We start from the raw sequence: 20997 nt of genomic DNA, 5'->3' as shown, positions 1-20997 counted from the left end.
GACCTCCGCGCCTCCGCACTCATCAACGGCCTACTATGCTGCATCGTAGATCGGTTGGTTCGTCCCGTCTCGTTGCTGCTCTTCTGGCTCCAGTTCCGTCCTCAGGGTCCCATGTCCTCCAACTCTCGCGCACCTTCCGGTCGGACCGGGGCTCCTCGCGCCGCGACCCGCACCGGGCCTGCTGGAGACCGATACAGCCTTAGCGGCGAGCTCGGCGGGTGCAGCCCGATCGGTCGACGTGGCGGCCTCGTCAACGCGGTCGGTGCCGCCGGGGGAGGTCTGGTGGCCGCGCTGTGCTTTGAGCCGGTGGGTGCAGGCTGGCTCGCACCGGTCGCGATGGCGCTGCTGTGGGCCAGCGTGGCCCGCGCGCCGCTGAGGTTCGCGGCCTTCTCGGGGCTGTGCTTCGGTCTGGCCTTCATGCTCGTGCTGTTGTGGTGGCTGGAGGACTCGATCGGCTGGGCGGCCTGGCTGGGCCTTGCCGGTGCCCTGGCGGTGAGTGTCGCCGTGGCCAGCGTCGGGGTGCGTGCGGTGGCGTCGCTCCCGGCCGGGCCGGTGTGGGCCGGTGCGGTGTGGATCGGTGTCGAGTCGTTGCGCAGCGGCTGGCCGCTGGGAGGTATGCCGTGGGGCCGGCTCGGATTCACCGCCATCGACACCCCGTGGCAGTCGCTCCTCCCCTACACCGGGATCACCGGCACCGGGCTTCTCATCGCGACCGGAGGCTTCACATTTGCCCACGCCTGCAGCGTCTTCCTGCGCCGCACTTCATCGCCGCGTCGCACCGCGGCCGCCGGAATGCTGGCGGGCGTATGCGCGGCCGTTCTCGCGGGGGCGATCTGGCCCTACCACGTGCCGGCCGTCGCGACGACCACAGTGGCCGCGGTCCAAGGCGGCGTGCCCGGCGATGGCCGGGATCTGGCTGGTCATCACCGGGCGGTCACCAGCAACCACGTCGAGGCGACCACCGCGCTCGCCGACAGCCTCACCTCCAAGCAGAGGGAGTCGCTCGTGTTGGTGGTGTGGCCGGAGAACGCTACCGCCGTCGATCCGGTCCGCGACCCCGTTGCGCGCGCGGCCATCGAGGAGGCCGTGGCCGCCATCGGCGTTCCGGTGCTGGTCGGGGGGATCTTCGATGGCCCGACCGCTGAGACGGCCTACAACCGCGGACTGCTCTGGCGACCCGACCGCGGACCCAGGCTCGGTGGGAGCGGAGCGTACACGAAGACGCATCCGGTGCCCTTCGGGGAGCACATTCCGTGGCGGTCGGTGATCGGTGGCTGGTCGTCGCGATTCGACCGCATCCCACGTGACATGCTTCCCGGCCAAGGCGAGGGACCACTGTCGGTGTACGGGCTACTGGTAGCGGACGCGATCTGCTTCGACGTCGCCTACGACGACGTCCTTCCCGGCCAGGTCGCTCGCGGTGGACAGATCGCGGTGGTGCAGACCAGCAACGCCACCTTCACCGGAACCACCCAGCCCGAGCAGCAGTTCGAGATCACTCGGGCTCGGGCAGTTGAGCTCGGGCGGACGGTCGTGGTGGCCTCGACCAACGGTGTCTCCGGGGTCATCGCCGGCGACGGCGAAGTGACCCAACGTGCAACAGGGGAGGAGACCGCGACGCTCGTTGCCGAGGTTGAACTCGCCGACCGGGTGACGCCAGCGGTGCGTTCCCAGTCGGTGCGGTCGGCGACCATTCCCGCGGTCGCGGTGGTGGGGCTACTCCTGGCGTTCGCCCGTGGACTCCGGCGCCGGGGGAGGGGCAGGGTCCCGACTCGGTTCGAGCGATCCGTCGAGCTTCCCAAGGCGGCTGAGGTAGGCGTTGTAGTCGGCCATCACCTGCCCTCCGGTGCGGGCCTCGGAGCGGTCGAACCGACGTCGCTCGCGCCGGTCGGAGGCGACCCATCGGACGATGAGGGCTCCGGCGAGGATCGCGAGCGGGTAGTCACCCAACGCCCATCCCAGTGATGCGCCGAACTGCTGATCGTCGAGTAGGGAGGCTCCCCAGGGCCGCTGGAGAGCTGAGAACCAGTCCGGCGCGAGCACTTGGTCCGAGGACATGAGCGAGACCGAGAAGAGTGCATGAAAGCCGAACGTCACCATTAGCAGCACCACACGGAGCGGGAACATAGGTCGGTGGATTCCCGGGTCGATGCCGACCAGGCAGTTCGCCAGTAGGAAGCCGGTAAGGAGGAAGTGGGCCACCATGGCCACGTGCATGGTGTGAGACTCCAGCGACAGTTCGAACAGGCCGCTGTAGTAGAAGACGGCCAGGCTCACTACAAACATCCCGGCCGTGACCACCGGGAGGGTCAGGAGGTGGGCCAGGAACGATCGAAGTGCCTCCTGGAGCCACTCTCTGGGGCCCAGGGAGCCGTCGGTACGGCGGGGCAGTGCCCGTAGCGCGAGTGTGATCGGTGCGCCGAGGACCAGGAACGTGGGTGCGGCGGTCGCGATGGTCATGTGCTGGACCATGTGCATGCTGAACAGCACCCGTCCGTAGACCCCCGGGGAGCCGCTGGTGGCCCACACGACGAGCAGCCAGCCGAGCAGCCAAGCGATAGTGCGCAGCAGTGGCCATCCGTCACCCCGTGCCCGGAGCCGGAGCACCGCACTCAGGTACCAGGCGGTCATGGCCAGGGCGACCGTGAGCCAGATCAGGTCGGGCTTCCATTGGGTGAACCACTCACCGATGCCGAGCTCGGGGGGCAGGTCGGTGCCGAGGAGGGCCTGTGCGTTGCTGAGGGACGGGTCGGTCTCGGGGGTCGGTGGGTTGGTGCGGCTCAGCGCGACCCCGGCACCGGCGCCGGTCAGCAGCAGGACGACCTCGTAGAACGCAAGCCGGGCGAACGCACTCGAGGCGCCGGACTCGATGCGCCTGACGATGCGGGTCCGCTGCCACCAGCCGAGAGCGGCGACCGCGCTCAATACCGCGACCTTGACGGCGAGCATGGCCCCGTAACTGGTGGTCAGTGCCGATGCGCCGGGTAGGCGCAGGGCGGCACCGGAGATTCCGGAGAGCGCGACCAGCAGCAGGCACCAGCCCGCGAGCCGGGAGTAGCGGCGTACGACAGGTCCGAGGTTCTCGCCCAGGTGTCGGCGCACCACCAGTAGGCCGACCAGGCCGCCGGTCCACACGGTCACGCCGAGCAGGTGGAACAGCTGCAACTCCACCAGGCGGTTGTGATCCAGTGACCCGGTCGCATGTCCGCCGAGTGCCATAGGCCACACTCCGGCCAACGCCACCAGCGCCGCGAACCCCATCCCTTCGGGACGTCGAATCATCAGGCAGGCGGTGGCGAGCAGCGCCGCCAGAGCGGCGCCGGTGAGCAGGTAGCGGCCAGGCTCGAAGCTGGTGGCGAAGTACCACGCCTGGGACCAGAACCCCTCGCCGCCTACGGGCTCACCGGAGGCGTCGGCGTAGACGAAGATGAGCATCGCCAGGGTGCTCCATGCCCATGCCATCGCGGTCACGGCACCGACCTTGAGCAGCAGCCGCTGCGTCGACGACACGCGGCGCGACCCACCGCCGGACCCGGCGCTGGGTCCGGGGGCGGTGGGCAGGCAGGTGGCCGCGAGCACCACGACCCCGACCGCGACCGTCGCGCTGGCATCCCGTACCGCCTGCACCACCGGCAGGCCCCACCGTGTGACGGACCCCGAGTCCGGCAGCCCCGGCAGGCTGGTGGCCGCCAGGCCGTCGGAGAGGAACAGCAGCCCCAGCGCGACACCCGGCGCGAGAGCCGTGAGCAGCAGCAGGCCGGCGGCGCGCCTAGTCCCGCTGCCGATCACCGGGGAGCCGGTGATCGCGTGGTCACCAGGCGCGGTTGGGCTGGGCATCGTCGGGGTCTGGCTGATCGGGCTCTGATACGTCTGTCTCGGAGTTGGCCTCGACTGTTTCGGCGTCCGTCCCCGTGTCGGCCACCCCGTGGCCGGCTTCTGCGTCAGCCCCTCCGGTGGTGGTCTCGGCAGGCGTGCCGTCGATCGACTCGACGGGTGCCACCCGGGTGAACCGGGTCACCAAGAGCAGTGCGGCGAGCAGGAGCAGAAAGCCGCCAAGGAGCACGGGCGCCACAAGTCGCCACGATCCCGCGCCATCGTCCGCTCGCGCGTCGCTGGTCTGCTCGCCACCCCCTGATGCCGCACCATCGGCTGGCTCAGAGGACGCGTTCTCGTCCGACCCTCGGGCATCGGCGGGGTCGTCGCTTGATGCGTTGCCCTCTGTGTCTTCGGGGTCCTCGGTGGCCGCGTTCGCGGGAGGGCGCACGGTGAACGACAGCGTCCCTTGGACGGGGTGCCCGTCGGCGGACGTGACCCGGTAGGCGACCTTCCAGGCGCCACCGGCCATGCCCTCGCCGGGGATGTCGGCCACCAGGGTGGTCGGTTCCGAGCCCGCCGTCACGGGCAGCTCCGCCGCGTCCTGGTCGGGCGTGGTGAGGGCGACTTTCGAGAGCTGTGGCTCCATCGGCTCGTTGAACCGCAGCGTCACCTGATCCGGGGCCTCGCGAAGCGTGGAGTCGGCGGCGGGGTCGGAGCCGACCAGGTCGGTGTGGGCCGCTGCGGGTGGGGCGGGCATGGTGAAGACGAGGACCGATGCGAGCATCGAAACCAGCAAGGCAGTTCGCAGGGCAAGGCTCGGGTGCACGGGCTTGACGGTCAAGGGGATTCTCCAGCCGTTCACGGACAACTACTATGCTCCATCGTAGACAGCGGTCGACTAGGAGGGGACATCGGGATGGGTGTCGGTCACGGGCATGGGCACGGGCCTCAGGATGGGGGCCAGCTCACGGGACACGCGGGCGCGCGTTACCGGTGGCGGCTAGCGGTCTCCTTCGGACTCATCGCAATGTTCTTCGTCGTCGAGCTTGTCGCGGGCATCATCAGCGGCTCCCTGGCGTTGATCTCCGACGCTGGCCATATGGCCGCCGACGTCGTCGCCCTGGGGGCCGCGCTCGTGGCGACCAAGATCGCCACCCGCCCCGACGACACCGGCCGCCGCACATACGGCTCCTACCGAGCGGAGGTCTTCGCCTCCGGGCTCGCCGTTCTGCTGATGCTCGGCGTCGCCACCTACGTCGTCATCGAGGCGATTGGTCGTATGGGCACCAACCCCGAGGTCGACACCGGCGCCATGCTAATCGTCGGCCTTCTCGGCCTCCTGGTGAACCTGGCCGCACTGGTCCTGCTGCGCGCCGGAGCGAAGGACTCGCTCAACGTCAAGGGCGCCTACCTGGAGGTCGTCGCCGACACCGCCGGCAGCATCGGGGTTCTTGCCGCAGCCGGTCTCGTCGCCGCCACCGGCGAGGGGTACTGGGACACCGCTGTCGCGTTCGCGATCGGCGCCTTCGTGGCGGTGCGCGCGGTCATGCTCGGCCGCCAGGTCCTCGCGGTGCTCGGGCAGCACGCGCCCGCTGGCCTGGACATCGACGCGGTCGCGGACTCCTTGGCCTCGTTGCCCGGAGTGAAGGACGTGCACGACCTGCACGCCTGGACCCTCACCTCGGGGATGAACGTGGCCACCGCCCATCTGGTCCTCCACGACAACGCTCAAGGGCAACCCGCATTGGTGGCCGCACAGACGATCCTGCGGAATGACTACCTCATCGAGCACGCCACCTTGCAGGTCGAGGAGAAGCGCACCGCCAACTGCGACGAGGTGACCTGGTAGCTGCGCGCATCAGTTGTTGGCTGCGGGCGAGGGCCGCGGGTCGACTGGTGTCTCAGTGCGTGTCGCCGTGCATCCCGCCGCACTCTCCATCGCCCTCGGGATCGACGATGGGGCCATCCTCGGCGGGCGGATCTGCAGACCGATCTTGGGGCGTGGCTTCCGGCTGATTCCCGGGTTCGTTCTGGGCTGCCGCTGTCGCGGATGATGAGTCCTGCTCGCGGGCAGCGGCGAGTCCGTCGGGCACCCGGTTCTCGGTCAACCAGAACACCAGTGTCCCGACACCCACGCAGACGGCGATGGGGATGCCGACGAACATGGCGATGATCTCCCACCAGCTCATGGCTGCCCTCTGTCACCATGGCGCATCTGATCACGAGGTGCCGCTGACAACGGCGGTCCGGTCACGACCGGGTCACACTCCGGCGTAGGAGTGCAGGCCGGAGATCCACATGTTGACCCCGACGAAGTTGAACAGGAACGCCGCGTAGCCGAGGAGGCTGAACCATGCTGCGCGGGTTCCGCGCCATCCGGCCGTGGACTGGGCGTGGAGGTAGGCGGCGTAGAACACCCAGGTGATGAACGCCCACGTCTCTTTGGGGTCCCAGCCCCAGTAGCGGCCCCAGGCGGCCTCGGCCCATACCGCGCCCGCGATGACGGCGAAGGTCCAGATCGGGAAGGCGAATACGATCAGCCCGTAGGAGACTCGCTCCAGCGTCTCCGACCTCAACCCAGCACCAGCCCCGCGGCTGGTTGCGTCAATGCCGGGTGTGGAGTCGTTGGCGCGTTCGCGGCGCCGCTGGATCAGGAACGCTCCCGAGGCGAGGGCGGCGATGGTGAACACGCCGCCGGCGACGATGGCCGCAGCCACATGGATGACCATCCAGTAGGAGTTGAGGACGGGGATCAGCGCATCAACCGGTGTGTAGAGAACGGTGACGGCGAGCCCGAGGCACACTAGGACCAGTCCGGCAACTCCGATCCCGAGACCTTCAATCCGGTGGCGCCGCGATCCGATGACGAAGGCGGTGGCGATGGCAGCGGCGCCGACCATGGAGAATTCGTACATGTTTCCCCACGGCGCCCGCCCCGCGGCGACACCTCGTGCTACGACGGCCGCGATGTTCACGCTGCAGGCGATGGTGAAAAGTCGCCCCGCTATCAGCGCGGTCCGGCTGAGGTCGCTGCGGTCGAGCAACGAGTTCACGTCTGGGGTCGTCACGTCCTCGGGCGGTCCATCTGGGCCTACGGTGACGGGGGAGTCGACGGGATTCGCCGACCCGGTCACCGCGGCAGGCGTGGTGGAGCGAGTTCGGGCGCCGAACCGGGCGCCAGTGCGGGCCTTGGCCAGATCGGCGGCGTACACCGTGAAGGCCACCGCATAGATGCCGATGGCGAGGGCCACTAGGTTGTCGGAGAGCGCGGCGAGGTTCACGAGAGACTCCTCACGGCCTCGGGATCGAGGTCGGGATCAAGGTCGGGGGCGAGGTCGGGGGCGAGGCGATTCAGGGTCTGCATGAGCTTGTCTGTGTCCTCGCTCGGTGCGGATCTGCGAGTGAGGGACCGCGTGGCGGTCTCCACCTGGACGCCCTCCCGGTCGGGGTATTGGGTGACGCGGACCCAGACCCGTCGACGGCGGACGGTGAGGGAGACGGTGAGACCGATCAGCAGGAGGACAGCTGCGGCCAGGGCAATCTCCTTGCCCGGGTCGTAGGCGACCTGGAAGTTGCCGAACCGGGCGACGCCGTCGAAGGTGACCGACCCGGCACCGTCGGGCAACCGCATGGTCTCGCCGATCCGCAGGCTCTGACTCTCGATCTCGGTCAGGCTGGTCTTGTCGAGGCTGTACACCGACTGCGGCACTCCCGTGTCCATGCTCAGGTCGCCGGAGTAGGCCACCAGATCCAGACGGGGTGCGAGCAGTCCGGGGAACTGCGAGACATCGCCGCCCATCGGCGTGCCGGTGGGCAGGAACAGACCTTCGAAACCCAGCTGGGTCGGTTTCGCGTTCGGCACCTTGATGACGCCGTCGCTGGTCAGTGCACCGTCGGAGGGAAGGAAGATGACCGGCCCGGAGAAGACGGTCTCGCCCTTGCCGTCACGGACCGTCACCCTGGGGGCGTACCCGTGCCCGCTGAGGAACAGCTTGGTGCCATTGACGTCCAGCGGCTGGTTCGGCGCGATACTGGTGGAGGCTTCGGAACCGCCCTCGGTGCGGTAGGTGACCTGTGCGTCGAACTTCCGGGGTTCGCCTGTTCGTGGCCCAGTCGGCGCGAAGGCCGTCTCGAGCTCCTCCAAGGTCATCGAGAATGGGGTCAGCCCGTCGACGTCGGCCAACGACGCCGGTGTGAATGCGTCGTAGGAGGAGGCCACGTTGGTGAAGGTGTCGCCCTCGGCGAGCGCGACCCGGCCCTCGAAGCCGAACAGCTTCCCGCCGGCCACGCCGACCAGCAGGACCAGCAGCGAGAGGTGGAAGGCCAGGTTTCCTATCTCCCGGGCATAGCCCTTCTCCGCGCGAACCTCCGCCCGTGCTTGCGCCTGGCCGGGCACTGTCTCACCCGTCTCACCTGTCGTGTGGGGCACGTCGGGCTCGCTGTCGACGACGACGCGATAGCCGCGGCCGCGCAGGGTTGCCGCGGCCTGTGCGACCACGACGTCTGCCGGGGCGTCGAGCGAGGTTTCGCGGTGGTGTTCGAACCGGTCCAGCCGCGGTGGGGCCTTCGGTGGCTCGGCCCGCGCCTCCCGCCACAGCCGCGCGCAGCGGGGGAGGACGCAGCCGGTCATCGAGACCAGCAACAGACCGTACGTGGCGGCGAACCAGGGGGAGGCGTAGACCTCGAACAGCCCCAGCCGGTCCAGCCATGGCGAGAGCCTCGGGTGCTCGGCCATGAACTGCGGCACCGCCGCCGGATCCGTGGCCACGTTGCGTTGCGGCAGCACAGATCCCGGGATCGCCGCCAATGCGAGGAGTGCGAGCAGAACCACGGCGGTACGCATCGAGGTCAGCTCACGCCAAGCCCACCGACCCCATCCCCACGAGGGCAATGGCCGGGCGCCCCGGTCCGCCGAGTCCGTCGTCACCACCACCCCACCGAGTTCCGTCACCATTATCTACTAGACGCAATAGTAGACACACGTCGCGCTGTGCCACCGCAGCGCCCTGCCCCTCACGCGTAGCCACAGATGGACGGGCTGGACAACCCTTGGAGCGATCTCTGGTTCTCCTCATACCCCGTCCTCGATCACGACCCGCTGAGCGCGGTTGCTCTGAAATCAGTAGGTCGTCACATGGACGTGGTCATAGTGATTCGCGGTCACCGATCCGCGATCCTCCATCGCGCGCCAACCCTCTGAAGAGCGCTCCACCGACCAGATCCGCCGGGCGTGAATCACGTAGCTGACCCCGAACTCGGAGTAATACGCCCGGAGAAACTCCGCGACCTGCCAGGCGCGGTCGCCGGCAGCCATGATGTCCATAGCGATCCCCTGCGCATGCTCACCGTCGCCGCGCAACGTGCCGTAGGTCGCGATCTCGGGAAAGTTCGCGCAGACGGCCTGGTGGATCGCCCGGATGTTCGAGCTGACACCGGAGGGGACAGATGTCCCGTTCGTGCACTGACCGCCGAGGCTAGGCCCAGGGTCAGGTTTCTCCTCGCTGAGATAGCCCGAAGTGACCCACCGGGCCTCGCCGTCCAGCACGATCTCCTGTCGGCCGAGCATCGCGCGGCCGGTGACTGGCACCTTCTTACCGGCATCGAGGACGCCGAGCTGCTCGGCCTGCTTGTCCGGGCGGGTCCAGATGTTGAGCTCGGTGGTCGTCCACCGATGGGTGTCGGCATTCCGGATGGCCGCTGCCACTGCATTTGGCAGCAGGACCTCATCGACCGGGCTCAGCTGACGCGCAGCAGCGGCCTTCAGCTCACGCGCGGGAGACCCCGCTGGCCGGCCGGCGTCGCCGCGCCTGATACCGCCACGCGAAACGACCGGGCGGCGGTCGAGGACGCTGCCCGCGGCCGACTGGTCGACGGCGAGGAGGTCGGACGGGGGATCGGATCCAACAACGCCGATCGTCACCGCTGCGCCGGTTGCGAGAACCGCGAGGGGTGCCGCGATGAGTGCTGCCGAAGGCTTGCGTCGTGCGGTTTCCCGCTTGTGGCTATGAGTCGCCACGCGCTGATTCCTTACTGTCGCTGTCATGGTCGATGCGCTGGTTCCCCCGGTCAGGAGTCCGGGCATGACGAGTGATGCAAGCACGCCGGTCAGCGGATTCTGAAATCCTCACTACTATCCCGGATAGGACAACTGCTCGGACATGTGAGTCGCGCTCGGCAGCGGAGCTGTTCCCAACCGCGCTGGCGCACGATGGCCGCGGTGGCGGGCCCGCAGCCCGATCGGACTGATGTCGTCGGCGGCTCCATTCAGCATCTCCGCCACCAGTTGTGCTCCGTGAGCAGCGGTGGGCCGAAAGCGGACCTCCACGCGCGTAGGCACCCCGGGTGACGGACGGTCGCGGTACTCCTCATAGGCGCGATCGGGTTTTGCGACCCCGAAAAGGCCGATACACATGGAGAACTCATCCGGAGTTGCTCACGAAAGGACACGGAGATGGAACATGATGAAGATGCCGGGCGGCGGCCACCCCGATGCCATAGACGAAGATCGTGCAGTTGGCATCGCGGAGAAGCGCGAAACCGTCCAACACGGACCGAGATCGAGACCCTGAACGACCTCCTCTCGTCCGGACCGACATCGATGAGATGGACTGGTGACGGCACCACGTGGCCGCCCGTCCTGGCGGCTGCTGAGGTTCTCTTCAGTGTCGCAACCACCGCTCGGACTGGGTGAGGTAGAGCAGGTAGGACAGTGCCGGCAGCACGATCGCCACCGCCAGGCCGACGGCGACCAGCAGCGCCTGCAACGTCGCGTCGGCACCGGCGGCGTCGACGATGGTGACCTCGTCGACCAGCAACCACGGGTACTGCCCGGCCCCCCAGCCCAGGGTCACAGTGGCGACCGCGGCCGCCACGGCGAACCGGGCGACGGAGTACCGCCGCGTCCAGATCAGCACGAGTGCGCTGGCTCCGGCGAGCGCCGACAGCACCATGAGTGGCAGCGCCCGACCTGTGAGGCCGTCGAAGAGCGTGGGTGCGTCCTCTTTGATCGGCACCAGCGCGGCGAACACCAACGCGCCGGTGAGCGCGCCCACACCCAGCGTGCGCACGCGCAGCATCTCGGCTAGCCCGCGGTGCCCGGATCGGGCGGCGTCGGCGACGAGAAACGAACCGGCCAGGTACGCACAGCTGCCGCCCGCAATCAGGCCGCCGAACAGCGAGGTCGGGTTCACCCACGACGAGACCAGGTCGCCGCCGCCGTCGGCAGGCACTCGGCCGGAGGCGATTGCGCCGGCTACGCAGCCCAGGAAGAACGGGGTGATCAGTGAGGAACCGGCGAACACGATGCCGAAGAGCCGAGCTTGGCCGAGGGTGGCGGAGTACTTTCGGAACGCGAAGGACGCCCCGCGCAGCACGATGCCCAGCAGGGCCAGCATCAACGGCAACCAGAGCGTCGACATGGCCGCCGCGAACGTTCCGGGGAACGCCGTCCACCAGGTGACCAGCACATAGATCAGCCAGACGTGGTTAGCCTCCCACACCGGTCCGATGCTGTGGTCGATCAGCGTGCGAACCTCCGCACCGCGGCGGGCGCCGCCGGCGGTGGCGTCGAAGAAACCGGAGCCGAAGTCCGCGCCACCGAAGACCGAGTAGACGACGACACCGGCGAACAGCGCGGCGGCCACCGCAATCTCCAGCGTCACCGGGACGGCTCCTGCACGCCCTCGGCGGACTCGGGGCCATAGGGACTGGGTAGATCGAGCTCGCCGGCGCGCCAGCGTCGCGCCATGGACCGGAGTACGACGTAGGCGCCGACCGTCATGCCGAGATACACCACCGCGGTCCCGGCCAAGCTCCACCAGATCCACGGGTTCTCGGTCACCGCGTCCTCGGTGCGCAGCACCTGCCAGACCACCCACGGCTGACGGCCGACCTCGGTGGCGATCCAGCCAGCCTCGAGGGCGATCATCGCTAGCGGGCCGGCGGCCACGGCGTATCGCAGGAACCAGCGACTTTCCAGGAGGTCGCGGCCGCGCCATCGCACGAACCAGAACAGCAGCACGGACAGGGCGAGCAGCGAGCCGATGCCGACCATGGACTGGAACGCCCAGTGGGTGATGTTGACCGGCGGCCGCTCGTCCTCCGGCACCTCGTCCAGGCCGGGCACCGGCCTGTCGAAGCTGTTGCGTGCGATCAACGAGCCGATCTTGGGGATGTCGATGCTGTAGCGGACCTCGCCGTCGATCATGATCCCGCCCAGGCGCAGCGGCGCCGGTTGCTCGGTGGTCTCGGCCAGTTCGAACGCGGCGAGCTTGGCCGGCTGGCTCTCCGCGACCCGTAGGCCGAGCACGTGGCCGACCAGCGGCTGGGCAAGCGCGGCGACGGTGGCGAAGACGAACGGAACGATGAACCCGAGCCGGTGGTGGCGGTCGCGGTGGCCGCGCAGCATGCCCGCGGCGTACACCCCGGCGACGGTGAAGCCGACGACCACGAAGGCGCCGACCCACATGTGGGCGAACATCAGCCACACGCCGTCGTTGAACATCGCGGCCCAAGGGTCAATGTCGACCACCTCGCCGGCCGCGTTGAGCCGGAAGCCGGTTGGGTTGTTCATCCAGGCGTTGACCGCGATTACGCAGAACGTGCCGATCACGCCCGCGCAGGCCATCGGGACCAGCATCAGCAGGTGGATCCGCGGGGGCATCCGGCCCCAGCCGTAGAGGTAGATGCCGAGGAAGATCGCCTCGACGAAGAACGCCAGCCCCTCGAATGCGAACGGCAGACCGAGCACGTCGCCGTACCTCCCCATCAGACCCGGCCACAGCAGACCCATCTCGAAGCTGAGCACGGTCCCGGACACCGCGCCGATCGCGAACAACACGGCGGAGACCTTCGACCACCGCTTGGCAAGCTCGAGTGCCACCGCGTCACCGCGGAAGACACCGCGCCAGTGGACGATGAAGATCATCGACGGGAAAGCCACGCCGAAGCAGGCCAAGATGATGTGCCAGCCCAGCGACAGCGCCATCTGGTTACGCGCGGGCAGTAGACCGGACGGCGTGTCAGACAACAGGACCTGCAGTGCCTCAAGGGTCATGGGTTCTCCTCAGTCGAGCCAGCACAGGAACGCATCCGGTCGCGGTTCACCGATGGTGCCGTCCGATCTCGCCGGTCTGCCGGGATTCCGTAGCTTTCGCGGACATGGTCGCCCCCTTGCGCCGGCATCAGGCGCCCGTAGTTCCGGCCCCTTGCCGGCGAAAGCCTGGTCGTCCACTCGCCATGGGCAAGAGTCTACTAACTCTCATAGTAGATGGGCGCAGTGGGCTGACCTGGCGCTTCTTAGAGAAGCCCGCGCCGGCTACCTAGTCGGAGGCACGGCACCTCTTGTGGGGTCCATCAAGCTGGCGCAGATCCGCGTACTGCCGCTCCTACTATGATCCCTAGTAGGAGGTCGCGGTGCGAGTCTTGGAACTGACCTGTCCGGAGTGCGACGTCACTCTTCAGGCGGGCGACGAAGCGGAGCTCGTCGACCTCGGGCTACAACACGAGCGGAGCATTCACGACCGAGCGGCCTCGCGGGAGCACGTGCTGACCTCGATCTGGCTCCAGAATCGATAATGGCCCACCCCGCCGAGGTTCCCGCCCTCGTCCGGCACGGGCCGATCTCTCCTGCCATGTGCCGACGGCGATCATCTGCGCCGGTCGCCCCCGCGCGGGCGTCGCCGCCGGGTGACTGTGTCAGAGCGGGCGTCCTTCTTTGCCGGGAACTCGACCTATTTGCGGGGGCAGATGGAGGTCCTTGTCGACGAAGGACCCCTGGTCGCCGCTGCCCAGTACAGGCTCGGGAGCGGCGGCGGGCTCGGCGCAGGTTCAGCCGAACTGGTAGCCAGCCTTGGTGATGGCTGTCCGCGGTCGACGGCGTCGGCCCGGATGTGCTCGATTCGACGAGGCTGTCTTTTGAAGTCCTCAACAACAGTGTGTCCGGGCCGATCTGTGTGATCAACAGCGATGATTCGCCGGGACCCTCTGACCAGGAAGCACCACCATGACACAGTCTGCGAAGGCCGACGATGAGCCGAGGAAGGGCAAGAAGAAGATCGTCGCGATCGTCGCCCTTCTCGCCGTCGCTGCCGCAGCGTACTTTCTCGTCCTCAAGCCGAAGCCCGAAGGGGATCCTGAGCCAGTCGCGGGCGAGGTCGTCACCCTCGAGCCGATCCAGCTGAACCTCGCCGCCGGAAGCTATCTGCGGATCGCAATCGCGCTGCAGCTCACGGCTGAGGCCGAGGAAGCGGACGGCAGCAGAGCCCTCGACGCCACGATCGAGATGTTCTCAGGCCGAACCGTCGCAGAGCTCTCTGACGTCAAGCAGCGGACGAAGCTGAAGGAGGAGCTCGCCGCTGAGATTGAGGAGCTCTACCACGGTGAGGTTATGGATCTCTACATTACGGAGTTCGTGACGCAGTAGTCGCTGGATCTCGTCGAGAAGACTCCGCGACGCCAGGCCGAACGACCCCACGGAAGTCCGGAATGTGTACCAGCCAACCCAGGAAACCAACAACGTGCTGCTCGGCGGAAACATCCCCGTCCTCTTGTCGCCGATGACCTATCTTAGGTTAACTAGTGTCTAGAACTCCACTAGGTAACCTATAGGGGCATGCTAGCATGTCGCCATGGCTCGATACCGTGACATCGCCGAGGACCTCCGTCGCCGCATCGGAGCCGGCGAGTTCTCCCCCGGCCAGCAACTTCCCTCCATCGCGGCTTTGCAGGAGCACTACGACGTGCCCGGCTTGAACACGATCCGCCAGGCGCAGCAGCTGCTCGTCGAGGACGGCCTGGTCGAGACCCGCCAGGGCGTCGGTGCCTTCGTGCTGCGCAACGATCCGCAGCCGCGCACCGTCGATGTAGCCGCAGAGTTGCGGACAGCTCGCGCCGCAATCGACCGAGCCCTTGCCGCTGCGCTCGGCAGCCAGAGCTGAAAGTCGCGCCACAACTGTCGGAGGCGGTCCGCAGCGCCGGGTCTGCAGCAGAGCTAGTCCTTCGTCGCCCGGAACGGTCGCTCACGGGCTTCTGCCCACAACCAAGCAGCGAGTCGAGGCGATCGCTCGAGAGATCCTGAAACCGCACCTGGCGTTCTCGTCGACGAGGGTGATTGAGATTCGAGCCACGCCGCGTTTATGTCCCGAAAACGTGAGCGCAAAGGGTCTAGCCAGGTCAAGTGGGATCAAAACGAGCGAGCGATGTAGCCACCCCAGCGGGAGCGTTTGCGCAGGTCAGCGCCCAACCTGTCAAAGGCCAGCAAGCGGCGACGAACAACAGTCGCCATCGCACCGTGAGTCCAGAGGTCGCAGGTTCAAATCCTGCCCCCGCTACAAAGAGAAACACCAGGTCAGAGGCGGTTTTGGGAGGAATCCGGAAACCGCCTCTGGCGTTCTCGAGAGCCGCCCGTGAGCACTTGGCAGCAGCGATTGCCGCGTTCTGCCCCGCTCGGGCTTGCGAGACGACTTAAACAAGCGTGGAAAGCCCTGGCTCCACCGGGACGTATGCAGGCGTAGGGGGACGGAGATTCACGGCCTCGAGCGCCAAATGATTGGGTCGTTTGGAAAGAGTTCAACGCGCCGTCCGTGTGCGCCGACTGCGCCAGCTTCATGACGACTCACTGTGGGATCCGCCCGCTATTGGCGCGGCGTGCGCTCCTGCCGGTTGGAGAACGTGATCGGCGACCGCTAGATGGAGGTGGCTGGCCGTAGGTGCTCCGCCGGCAGCCCCTTCAGTAGCCGTGTCGGCGCGCGACTGGATGTGTCACTGGAAGAGGATGTTGGTCGCTTCGCCGCCGTTGAGGGTGTCGGCGCCTTCGCGCCGCGGAGGATGTCGTCGTCCCCGCCGCCGGACACGGTGTCGTCATCGGCGTTTCCGTTGACGGTGTCATTGCCTGCCTCGCCCCGCAGTGTGTCCGAGCCGTCGGCGCCTCGGACTTGTCATCGCCCGCGCCGCCGTAAACGTAGTCGTTCCCAGCTCCGCCGTTGATCCGGTCGGCGGCTGACCCAGCGAGGATGTCGTCATCGCCGGGGCCGCCGACCAAGAGGACCGACGCGCGTCGTCGCCGAACATGTCGTCATCGCCCATGCCGCCACGGAGCACGCCGCCGGTCTGGTTGGAGCCGAGGTTCTGGCCGGAGTACGAATGTCGACACCCGTGCCGCCGTCGATTAGGTCGGATCCCAGTCCGCCACAGACCGTGTCGTTGCCCCCGAGGCCGTAGATGAAGTCCCTGCCCACGTCGGGGTTGTGCGTCGACGAAGTGGCCCGCGGGAGTTTGTGTGACGACCCGAGCCGGGGACAGCAGGGTGCCGAGCATCACCGAGGTACCGGTAAGGGCGAGGATGGCGAAGGTCAACGGTCGTTCTGCTCGCTGGTCCGGGCTTCTGCGCGGCCAAGTGTCCGCGGGCGTTCGAGTCGCCTTGGCGCCACTGGTCGGCGAAACGCGGGTCTTGACCGCGGCGAAGTGCGGCCTGGTCACCTCGCTACGGCCTTCCGCGCGCATCAACTGGGCCACCGGATCAGGGCCACGTCGTGCTCGGCATGTTTGCAGCCGTGACCCGTAGAGCCCGGTAAATCGTCCGCCCTGCTGACTTAGGTTCGCCGACGCACTTCACCGTCGCGGACTGCGGTGCTCCACGACGCCGTCTTGACACGCGGTTTAGACTGAGAGTCTAAACACGAAGAGCACAACTTGCCAAGGAGGTCCAGTGCGTCGCGTCCCCGCCCAGATCGCCGCTCGACTACCGGCCGCGGCCGAACTGTTCGCTGATCGCGGCTTCGAGAACACCAAGGTGGACGACGTTGCCGCCGCGACCGGTGTGCCGAAGGCAACGCTCTATTACTACTTCGCCGGGAAAGAGGAGATCTTGGCGTTTTTGCTCCAAGAAACCCTCCAACAGATGGCCGACGAGGTGGCGATCGCGGTGCAGGCGCCTGACTCGGCCGCGGCCCGGTTGGCCGCGGTTGTACGGGCGCAGCTGAGGGTGATGGCAGACCAGCCCTCCGTCTGTCGCGCGCTGATCGAGAACCTCGGACACGCCGGGCGGATCCCGGAGCTCGCCAGCTCCGTGACAGAGGCCTACTACACGCCGGTGCAGCAACTCCTCGACGAGGGGGTGCGCGACGGATCGCTCCGAGCGACGGAGGACCCTTCGACGACGGCGATGGTTTTGTTCGGCGCCGTCACCATGAGCGCGCTCTCGTACCTGGCGGCGGGTCGACCGCTGAGCCCCGAGGGTTTGAGTCCCGCGATCCTCACGGTCGTCCTGGACGGGCTTCGACCTACGGATTCGCCTCCCTAGGGCTGCCCATGGCGCGACAGCCCAATTCACGCCGTGCAGCCGCAACGCAAGGCCGGCTTGGCGGCTGCGAACTCGGCTCCGAGTGCCGCGGTTGAGACAGGTTTACGAGAAGGAGATGTCTGTGGATCTTCACCTCCACGAGACGGTCCTCGCCGCCGTGGTCGCCGCCGCTGATAGGCGGCTTGACGGGAGCCTTCCATGGTCGGACGTCCCTGACGCCGAGAGGTGCTTCCGTACCCCGGAGAGGCTGGTGAGCATCCTTCAGCTGCGTTGGCACACGCGTCTCTCCGCCCTCATCGAGGACGCGCTCGACGACGAGCCGCTGGATCTAGCTCAGGCAGTGATCGAGGCCTGGCGAGGCTGCGCGGCCGAGATGCCTGGGGTGCGGCGCATCCTAGACGCGCATGCGGACACGCCGGCCATGCAGATCGCCCAGCGCAAGGACTGGGCGTTGCTCGCCAGCGCAAAGGGCCTTAGACCAACCGAGGACCCGAGAGTGGAGGCTGTCGGCAGGAAGATCGAAGAGCTTGCCCGTTCACGATCAGGGTTGCGGCGACTTACCACCACCAACCCACGGCACGTCTCCGGATCGCTGTGATGTCGAAGAACATGGTTGCGCCGCATCGCAACGCCGGGCCTGATCGCTCAATCACTTCGGATCACGCCCTCCGAACGGAAACCCAGGGTCGGAGTTCGAGCAGACCGATTCGAGTCGTCCCGTCGGCGTGTCCACGCCACGACCAGCAAATCGATCTGACCGCGGATGCAGCCGACTTCAAATACGGGGGCTAAAGATGCTGGAGCGTCCGGTCGGCCGGCTGGCCCGGGCCTGCGTGTTGGGCATCCGCTTCCCGCGACTGGTGGTTGTCGGGTGGCTGGTCGCGGCTGCCCTAGTCACGTTCGGGGTGCCCTCGCTGCCGTCGGTGGTTGAGCGCAGCAGTGGCGCCTTCGTGCCCGAGGACGCTCCCTCGTTGGCTGCGTTGCATCGGATGGATGAGGCGTTTGGGTCTGGGCGTACTGAGTCGTTCGCCTACGTCGTGTTCAGGAACGACGCGGGCCTGAGTGCAGCGGACATGGGGGGTTACCGCGATCTGGTGCGGGCCCTGCAGGCGGACGAGGAGCGGGTCTCTGATGTGCAGCACTTCGTCGGCAATAAGGACGCCCGGCGCCAGCTGGTCAGCGAGGACGGTCAGGCCGCTTACCTGGTGGTTGGGCTGACCAGTGGTATCGGGTCGCCAGGTTCCGAGCGGGACGTGCACTGGCTTCGGGAACAGATCGCCGGGTTGTCGGTGGCGCCGGGCACCACCACGTATGTGACTGGTGACCCGGCGATGATCACCGATTTGACGACCGAGGTGAACGCGGCGTCGGTGCGGATCACGGTTATCTCCGGTTTGCTGCTGGTCATCATCTTGTTGATCATTTACCGCCGGGTCAGCACTGTGCTGCTCACCCTGGTCACGATCGGGGTTGCGCTGGCCTGCGCGCGGGGTGTGCTGGCCTGGGCCGGTGAGCAGGGGATGGCTCTTTCGACCTACACCGATGCGTTCGTCACCGCCATCGTGCTGGGCGCCGGCACCGACTACTGCGTGTTCCTGATCAGCAGGTTCCGCGAATCGTACGGACGCGGAGTCGAGCCGCTGATGGCGGTCGAGGAGTCCGCGACCAGGGTGGGACCTGCATTGGTGGCGTCAGCGGGAACCGTCATCCTCGCTGCGATCTGCCTGGGGTTCACCAAGCTGGCCATCTTCTCCACCACCGGACCGCCGATGGCGATCTGCGTCGCGGTCACCGTGGCGGTGAGCTTGACGTTCACGCCGGCGCTGATGGTCTGGTTCGGGCCCAGGATCGGCCCGGCGAAGGTCCCGGCCCCGACATCTGCGTGGTCACGGGTCGGAAGGTTGGTGGCGCGGCGACCGGCTCGGGTGCTCCTGACCGGCACCGCCGTGTTGGTGGCGCTGGCCGCGTTCCTGCCCACCATGGTGATCTCCTATGACCAACGGAACTCCCAACCCGAGGGCACGCCGAGCAACCAGGGGTTGGCGGTGCTGGAGGATCACTACCCCCGCAACGAGACCCTGCCGGACTACTTGCTGGTGGAGTCCCCGCGCGACATGCGCAACCCGAAGGATCTGGCCGTGCTCAACGAGCTGAGCCGCGCCGTGGCCAAGGTCGACGGCGTCACCGGAGTGCGCAGCATCACCCAGCCGGCCGGTGAGCCGTTGAAACCGGCATCGATCGCCCGGCAGCTCAAGCGACTCGCCAACGGACTGGGTCGCGCCAGCGACGGCCTGGAGGACGGCCAGCCCGGGCTGGAACGCCTCTCCTCAGGCAGCACTCAATTGGCCGACGCGATCGATCAGGTCGCAGACGGCGCCGACCGCGCCCACGACGGCGTCGGCCGGCTGGTGAACGGAACAACCGACCTCACCGACGGCCTCGGCCGCGCCACCGAGAACACCCAACGAGCCGCGCAGGGCGCCCGCCGACTGCAGGCCGGCGCGGCCACTTTGGCGACAGGCCTGCAAACCGCGCACGACCAAGTCAGCATGGCCGTCCAGGGCATCGACCTGATCGTCCAGGCACTCAACCGTGACCTGCTCTGCACTGCCGACCCCATCTGTCGCCGGTCCCGGGAAGGACTGGCCGAGATCCACCGCGGCCTGAAGAACGAGCTCCTCCCCGGACTGCAGCGCGCAGCCAACGGCGCGACCCGCATCGCCCGCGGCCAAGGCAACCTCGCCGGTGGCCTCGACCGTCTCGCCTCCGGGTTGAGCCAGGCTCAACGCGGCGCCGACCGGATCGCCGAGGGACAACGACTCCTGCGCACGCGGCTCGGACAGATGGCCCACGGCACCTCACAAATCGCCCAGAACGCCGACGCCTTCGCGCCCGGCATCGAGGACCTCATCAACCAGACCAGCGTGCTCGCCGAGAACCTGCAACGCTCTGAGTCCTACCTGCGCACGGTCAACCGAGGGGCCGATACCCCCGAGGCCGGCGGCTTCTACCTACCCGCGCGCACCCTTCGTGACGAGCGCTTCGCCTACGCACGTGAGGTCTTCCTCAGCCCCGACGGCCGCGTTGCACGCATCCAGGTCACCGGCGACACCGACCCTCTGAGCCCGGACGGGCTGCGCCGCTTCGAGGAGGTACAGGACACCGCCGATACCGCGCTCACGCAGACACGTCTCGCCGACGCGACGATCAGCGGCACCGGCGCCGCCGGCCTCGGCGCGGACCTGAACCGCTACCTGCTCGACGACGCCAAGCTCGTCCTTGCCGCGGTGCTCCTGGTCGTTCTGCTGCTGCTCATCATCACGCTGCGCTCCCTCGCCGCCCCCCTGTACCTGCTCGTCTCGGTGGCGCTCTCCTGCGCGGCGGCCCTCGGCCTGACCACCTTGGTCTTCCAAGACATTCTTGGCCACGACATCCAGTTCCCAGTGCCGGTGATCACCTTCGTGCTGCTGGTCGCCGTCGGCGCCGACTACAACATCTTGCTGATGAGCCGGATGCGCGAGAACGGCACCACCCTGACCCGCGCCAAGGTCGCCGAAGCCGTCACCCTCACCGGCCCCGTGATCACCTCCGCAGGCATCATCTTCGCCAGCACCTTCATCGCGCTGCTCACCTCACCGGTGATCACGCTCGCCCAGACCGGGTTCGCCGTCGCAGCCGGGCTGCTGCTCGACACCTTCGTGGTCCGCAGCCTCATCGTCCCCGCTTGTGCCGCCCTCCTCGAGGACCACAACTGGTGGCCCGCGCGCCGGCCCCGGCGCTCTGAGTCACCCGAAGCAACGCCCGCCAAAGTGCCCTCCTGAACCTCTGTTTCCCTCTGCGCACATATATGGGAGTCGACGACGTCCCGTTCACGGCCGACG

15 protein-coding genes and 3 pseudogenes are annotated in these 20997 nt (G+C 67.7%); 7 read left to right on the top strand and 11 right to left on the bottom strand.

What is annotated here, in order from left to right; genetic code table 11:
- Window positions 1-111: 111 nt before the first annotated feature.
- Window positions 112-1635: pseudogene (gene lnt, locus DJ010_RS22575) on the top strand (apolipoprotein N-acyltransferase); the annotation flags it as partial.
- 81 nt (window positions 1636-1716) lie between these two features.
- Here the strand turns inward: lnt and DJ010_RS01195 are convergent.
- Together DJ010_RS01195 and DJ010_RS01190 are read right to left on the bottom strand one after the other, a co-directional pair.
- The gene (locus DJ010_RS01195; protein ID WP_109691805.1) at window positions 1717-3837 is read right to left on the bottom strand and encodes a bifunctional copper resistance protein CopD/cytochrome c oxidase assembly protein; all 2121 of its coding nucleotides are present in this window, start codon (window positions 3835-3837) and stop codon (window positions 1717-1719) included.
- Complete coding sequence (locus DJ010_RS01190) at window positions 3812-4657, bottom strand: copper resistance CopC family protein (protein ID WP_146207220.1); 846 nt, start codon at window positions 4655-4657, stop codon at window positions 3812-3814. The genes DJ010_RS01195 and DJ010_RS01190 overlap by 26 nt, the downstream gene beginning before the upstream one ends.
- 75 nt (window positions 4658-4732) lie before the next feature.
- On the opposite strand from DJ010_RS01190, the gene DJ010_RS01185 reads away from it, so the two are divergent.
- Window positions 4733-5665: a cation diffusion facilitator family transporter gene (locus tag DJ010_RS01185; RefSeq protein WP_109691803.1), complete on the top strand. Its 933-nt coding sequence runs from the start codon at window positions 4733-4735 to the stop codon at window positions 5663-5665.
- Window positions 5666-5717: 52 nt separating this feature from the next.
- On the opposite strand, the gene DJ010_RS01180 is transcribed toward DJ010_RS01185, so the two are convergent.
- From DJ010_RS01180 to DJ010_RS01155, 6 genes are all read right to left on the bottom strand, one after another.
- On the bottom strand, window positions 5718-6005 hold the full coding sequence (locus DJ010_RS01180) for a hypothetical protein (RefSeq protein ID WP_109691802.1): 288 nt from the start codon (window positions 6003-6005) through the stop codon (window positions 5718-5720).
- A gap of 72 nt (window positions 6006-6077) precedes the next feature.
- Window positions 6078-7097 (bottom strand): c-type cytochrome biogenesis protein CcsB, encoded by a 1020-nt coding sequence (gene ccsB / locus DJ010_RS01175; protein ID WP_109691801.1) that lies wholly within the window; start codon window positions 7095-7097, stop codon window positions 6078-6080.
- The gene (gene resB / locus DJ010_RS01170; protein WP_245927118.1) at window positions 7094-8659 is read right to left on the bottom strand and encodes a cytochrome c biogenesis protein ResB; all 1566 of its coding nucleotides are present in this window, start codon (window positions 8657-8659) and stop codon (window positions 7094-7096) included. Before resB ends, ccsB begins: the two co-directional genes overlap by 4 nt.
- A gap of 276 nt (window positions 8660-8935) precedes the next feature.
- Window positions 8936-9832, bottom strand: coding sequence for an SH3 domain-containing protein (locus DJ010_RS01165; RefSeq protein WP_146207219.1), 897 nt, complete (start codon window positions 9830-9832; stop codon window positions 8936-8938).
- 643 nt (window positions 9833-10475) lie between these two features.
- Complete coding sequence (locus DJ010_RS01160; protein ID WP_109691798.1) at window positions 10476-11477, bottom strand: cytochrome d ubiquinol oxidase subunit II; 1002 nt, start codon at window positions 11475-11477, stop codon at window positions 10476-10478.
- Window positions 11474-12871, bottom strand: coding sequence for a cytochrome ubiquinol oxidase subunit I (locus DJ010_RS01155; protein WP_109691797.1), 1398 nt, complete (start codon window positions 12869-12871; stop codon window positions 11474-11476). The genes DJ010_RS01160 and DJ010_RS01155 overlap by 4 nt, the downstream gene beginning before the upstream one ends.
- A gap of 948 nt (window positions 12872-13819) precedes the next feature.
- On the opposite strand from DJ010_RS01155, the gene DJ010_RS01150 reads away from it, so the two are divergent.
- Both DJ010_RS01150 and DJ010_RS01145 read left to right on the top strand, forming a co-directional pair.
- Window positions 13820-14239: a flagellar basal body-associated FliL family protein gene (locus tag DJ010_RS01150; protein WP_109691796.1), complete on the top strand. Its 420-nt coding sequence runs from the start codon at window positions 13820-13822 to the stop codon at window positions 14237-14239.
- A gap of 205 nt (window positions 14240-14444) precedes the next feature.
- Window positions 14445-14753, top strand: coding sequence for a GntR family transcriptional regulator (locus DJ010_RS01145; protein WP_109691795.1), 309 nt, complete (start codon window positions 14445-14447; stop codon window positions 14751-14753).
- Between the two features lie 747 nt (window positions 14754-15500).
- Here DJ010_RS01145 and DJ010_RS23005 read toward each other — a convergent pair.
- The 3 genes and pseudogenes from DJ010_RS23005 to DJ010_RS22995 all read right to left on the bottom strand — a co-directional run.
- A pseudogene (locus DJ010_RS23005) lies at window positions 15501-15731 on the bottom strand (hypothetical protein); the annotation flags it as partial.
- Between the two features lie 32 nt (window positions 15732-15763).
- Window positions 15764-15856 (bottom strand): annotated as a pseudogene (locus DJ010_RS23000) (hypothetical protein); the annotation flags it as partial.
- Entirely contained in the window at window positions 15834-16052 is a 219-nt protein-coding gene (locus DJ010_RS22995) for a hypothetical protein (RefSeq protein ID WP_211318604.1), read from the bottom strand. The pseudogene DJ010_RS23000 and the gene DJ010_RS22995, both read right to left, overlap by 23 nt.
- 470 nt (window positions 16053-16522) lie before the next feature.
- Between DJ010_RS22995 and DJ010_RS01140 the strand changes: the two genes are divergently transcribed.
- The 3 genes from DJ010_RS01140 to DJ010_RS01130 all read left to right on the top strand — a co-directional run bounded on the left by DJ010_RS01140 (window position 16523) and on the right by DJ010_RS01130 (window position 20937).
- A complete protein-coding gene (locus tag DJ010_RS01140; RefSeq protein WP_109691794.1) occupies window positions 16523-17116 on the top strand; it encodes a TetR/AcrR family transcriptional regulator in 594 nt (197 codons plus the stop codon).
- Between the two features lie 121 nt (window positions 17117-17237).
- Entirely contained in the window at window positions 17238-17714 is a 477-nt protein-coding gene (locus DJ010_RS01135) for a hypothetical protein (RefSeq protein WP_109691793.1), read from the top strand.
- Between the two features lie 196 nt (window positions 17715-17910).
- Entirely contained in the window at window positions 17911-20937 is a 3027-nt protein-coding gene (locus DJ010_RS01130) for an MMPL family transporter (protein WP_109691792.1), read from the top strand.
- Window positions 20938-20997: the final 60 nt, after the last annotated feature.

This window comes from Nocardioides silvaticus, from assembly GCF_003160695.1.
GTDB lineage: Bacteria > Actinomycetota > Actinomycetes > Propionibacteriales > Nocardioidaceae > Nocardioides > Nocardioides silvaticus.
This window is presented reverse-complemented; position numbering and strand designations above follow the sequence as displayed.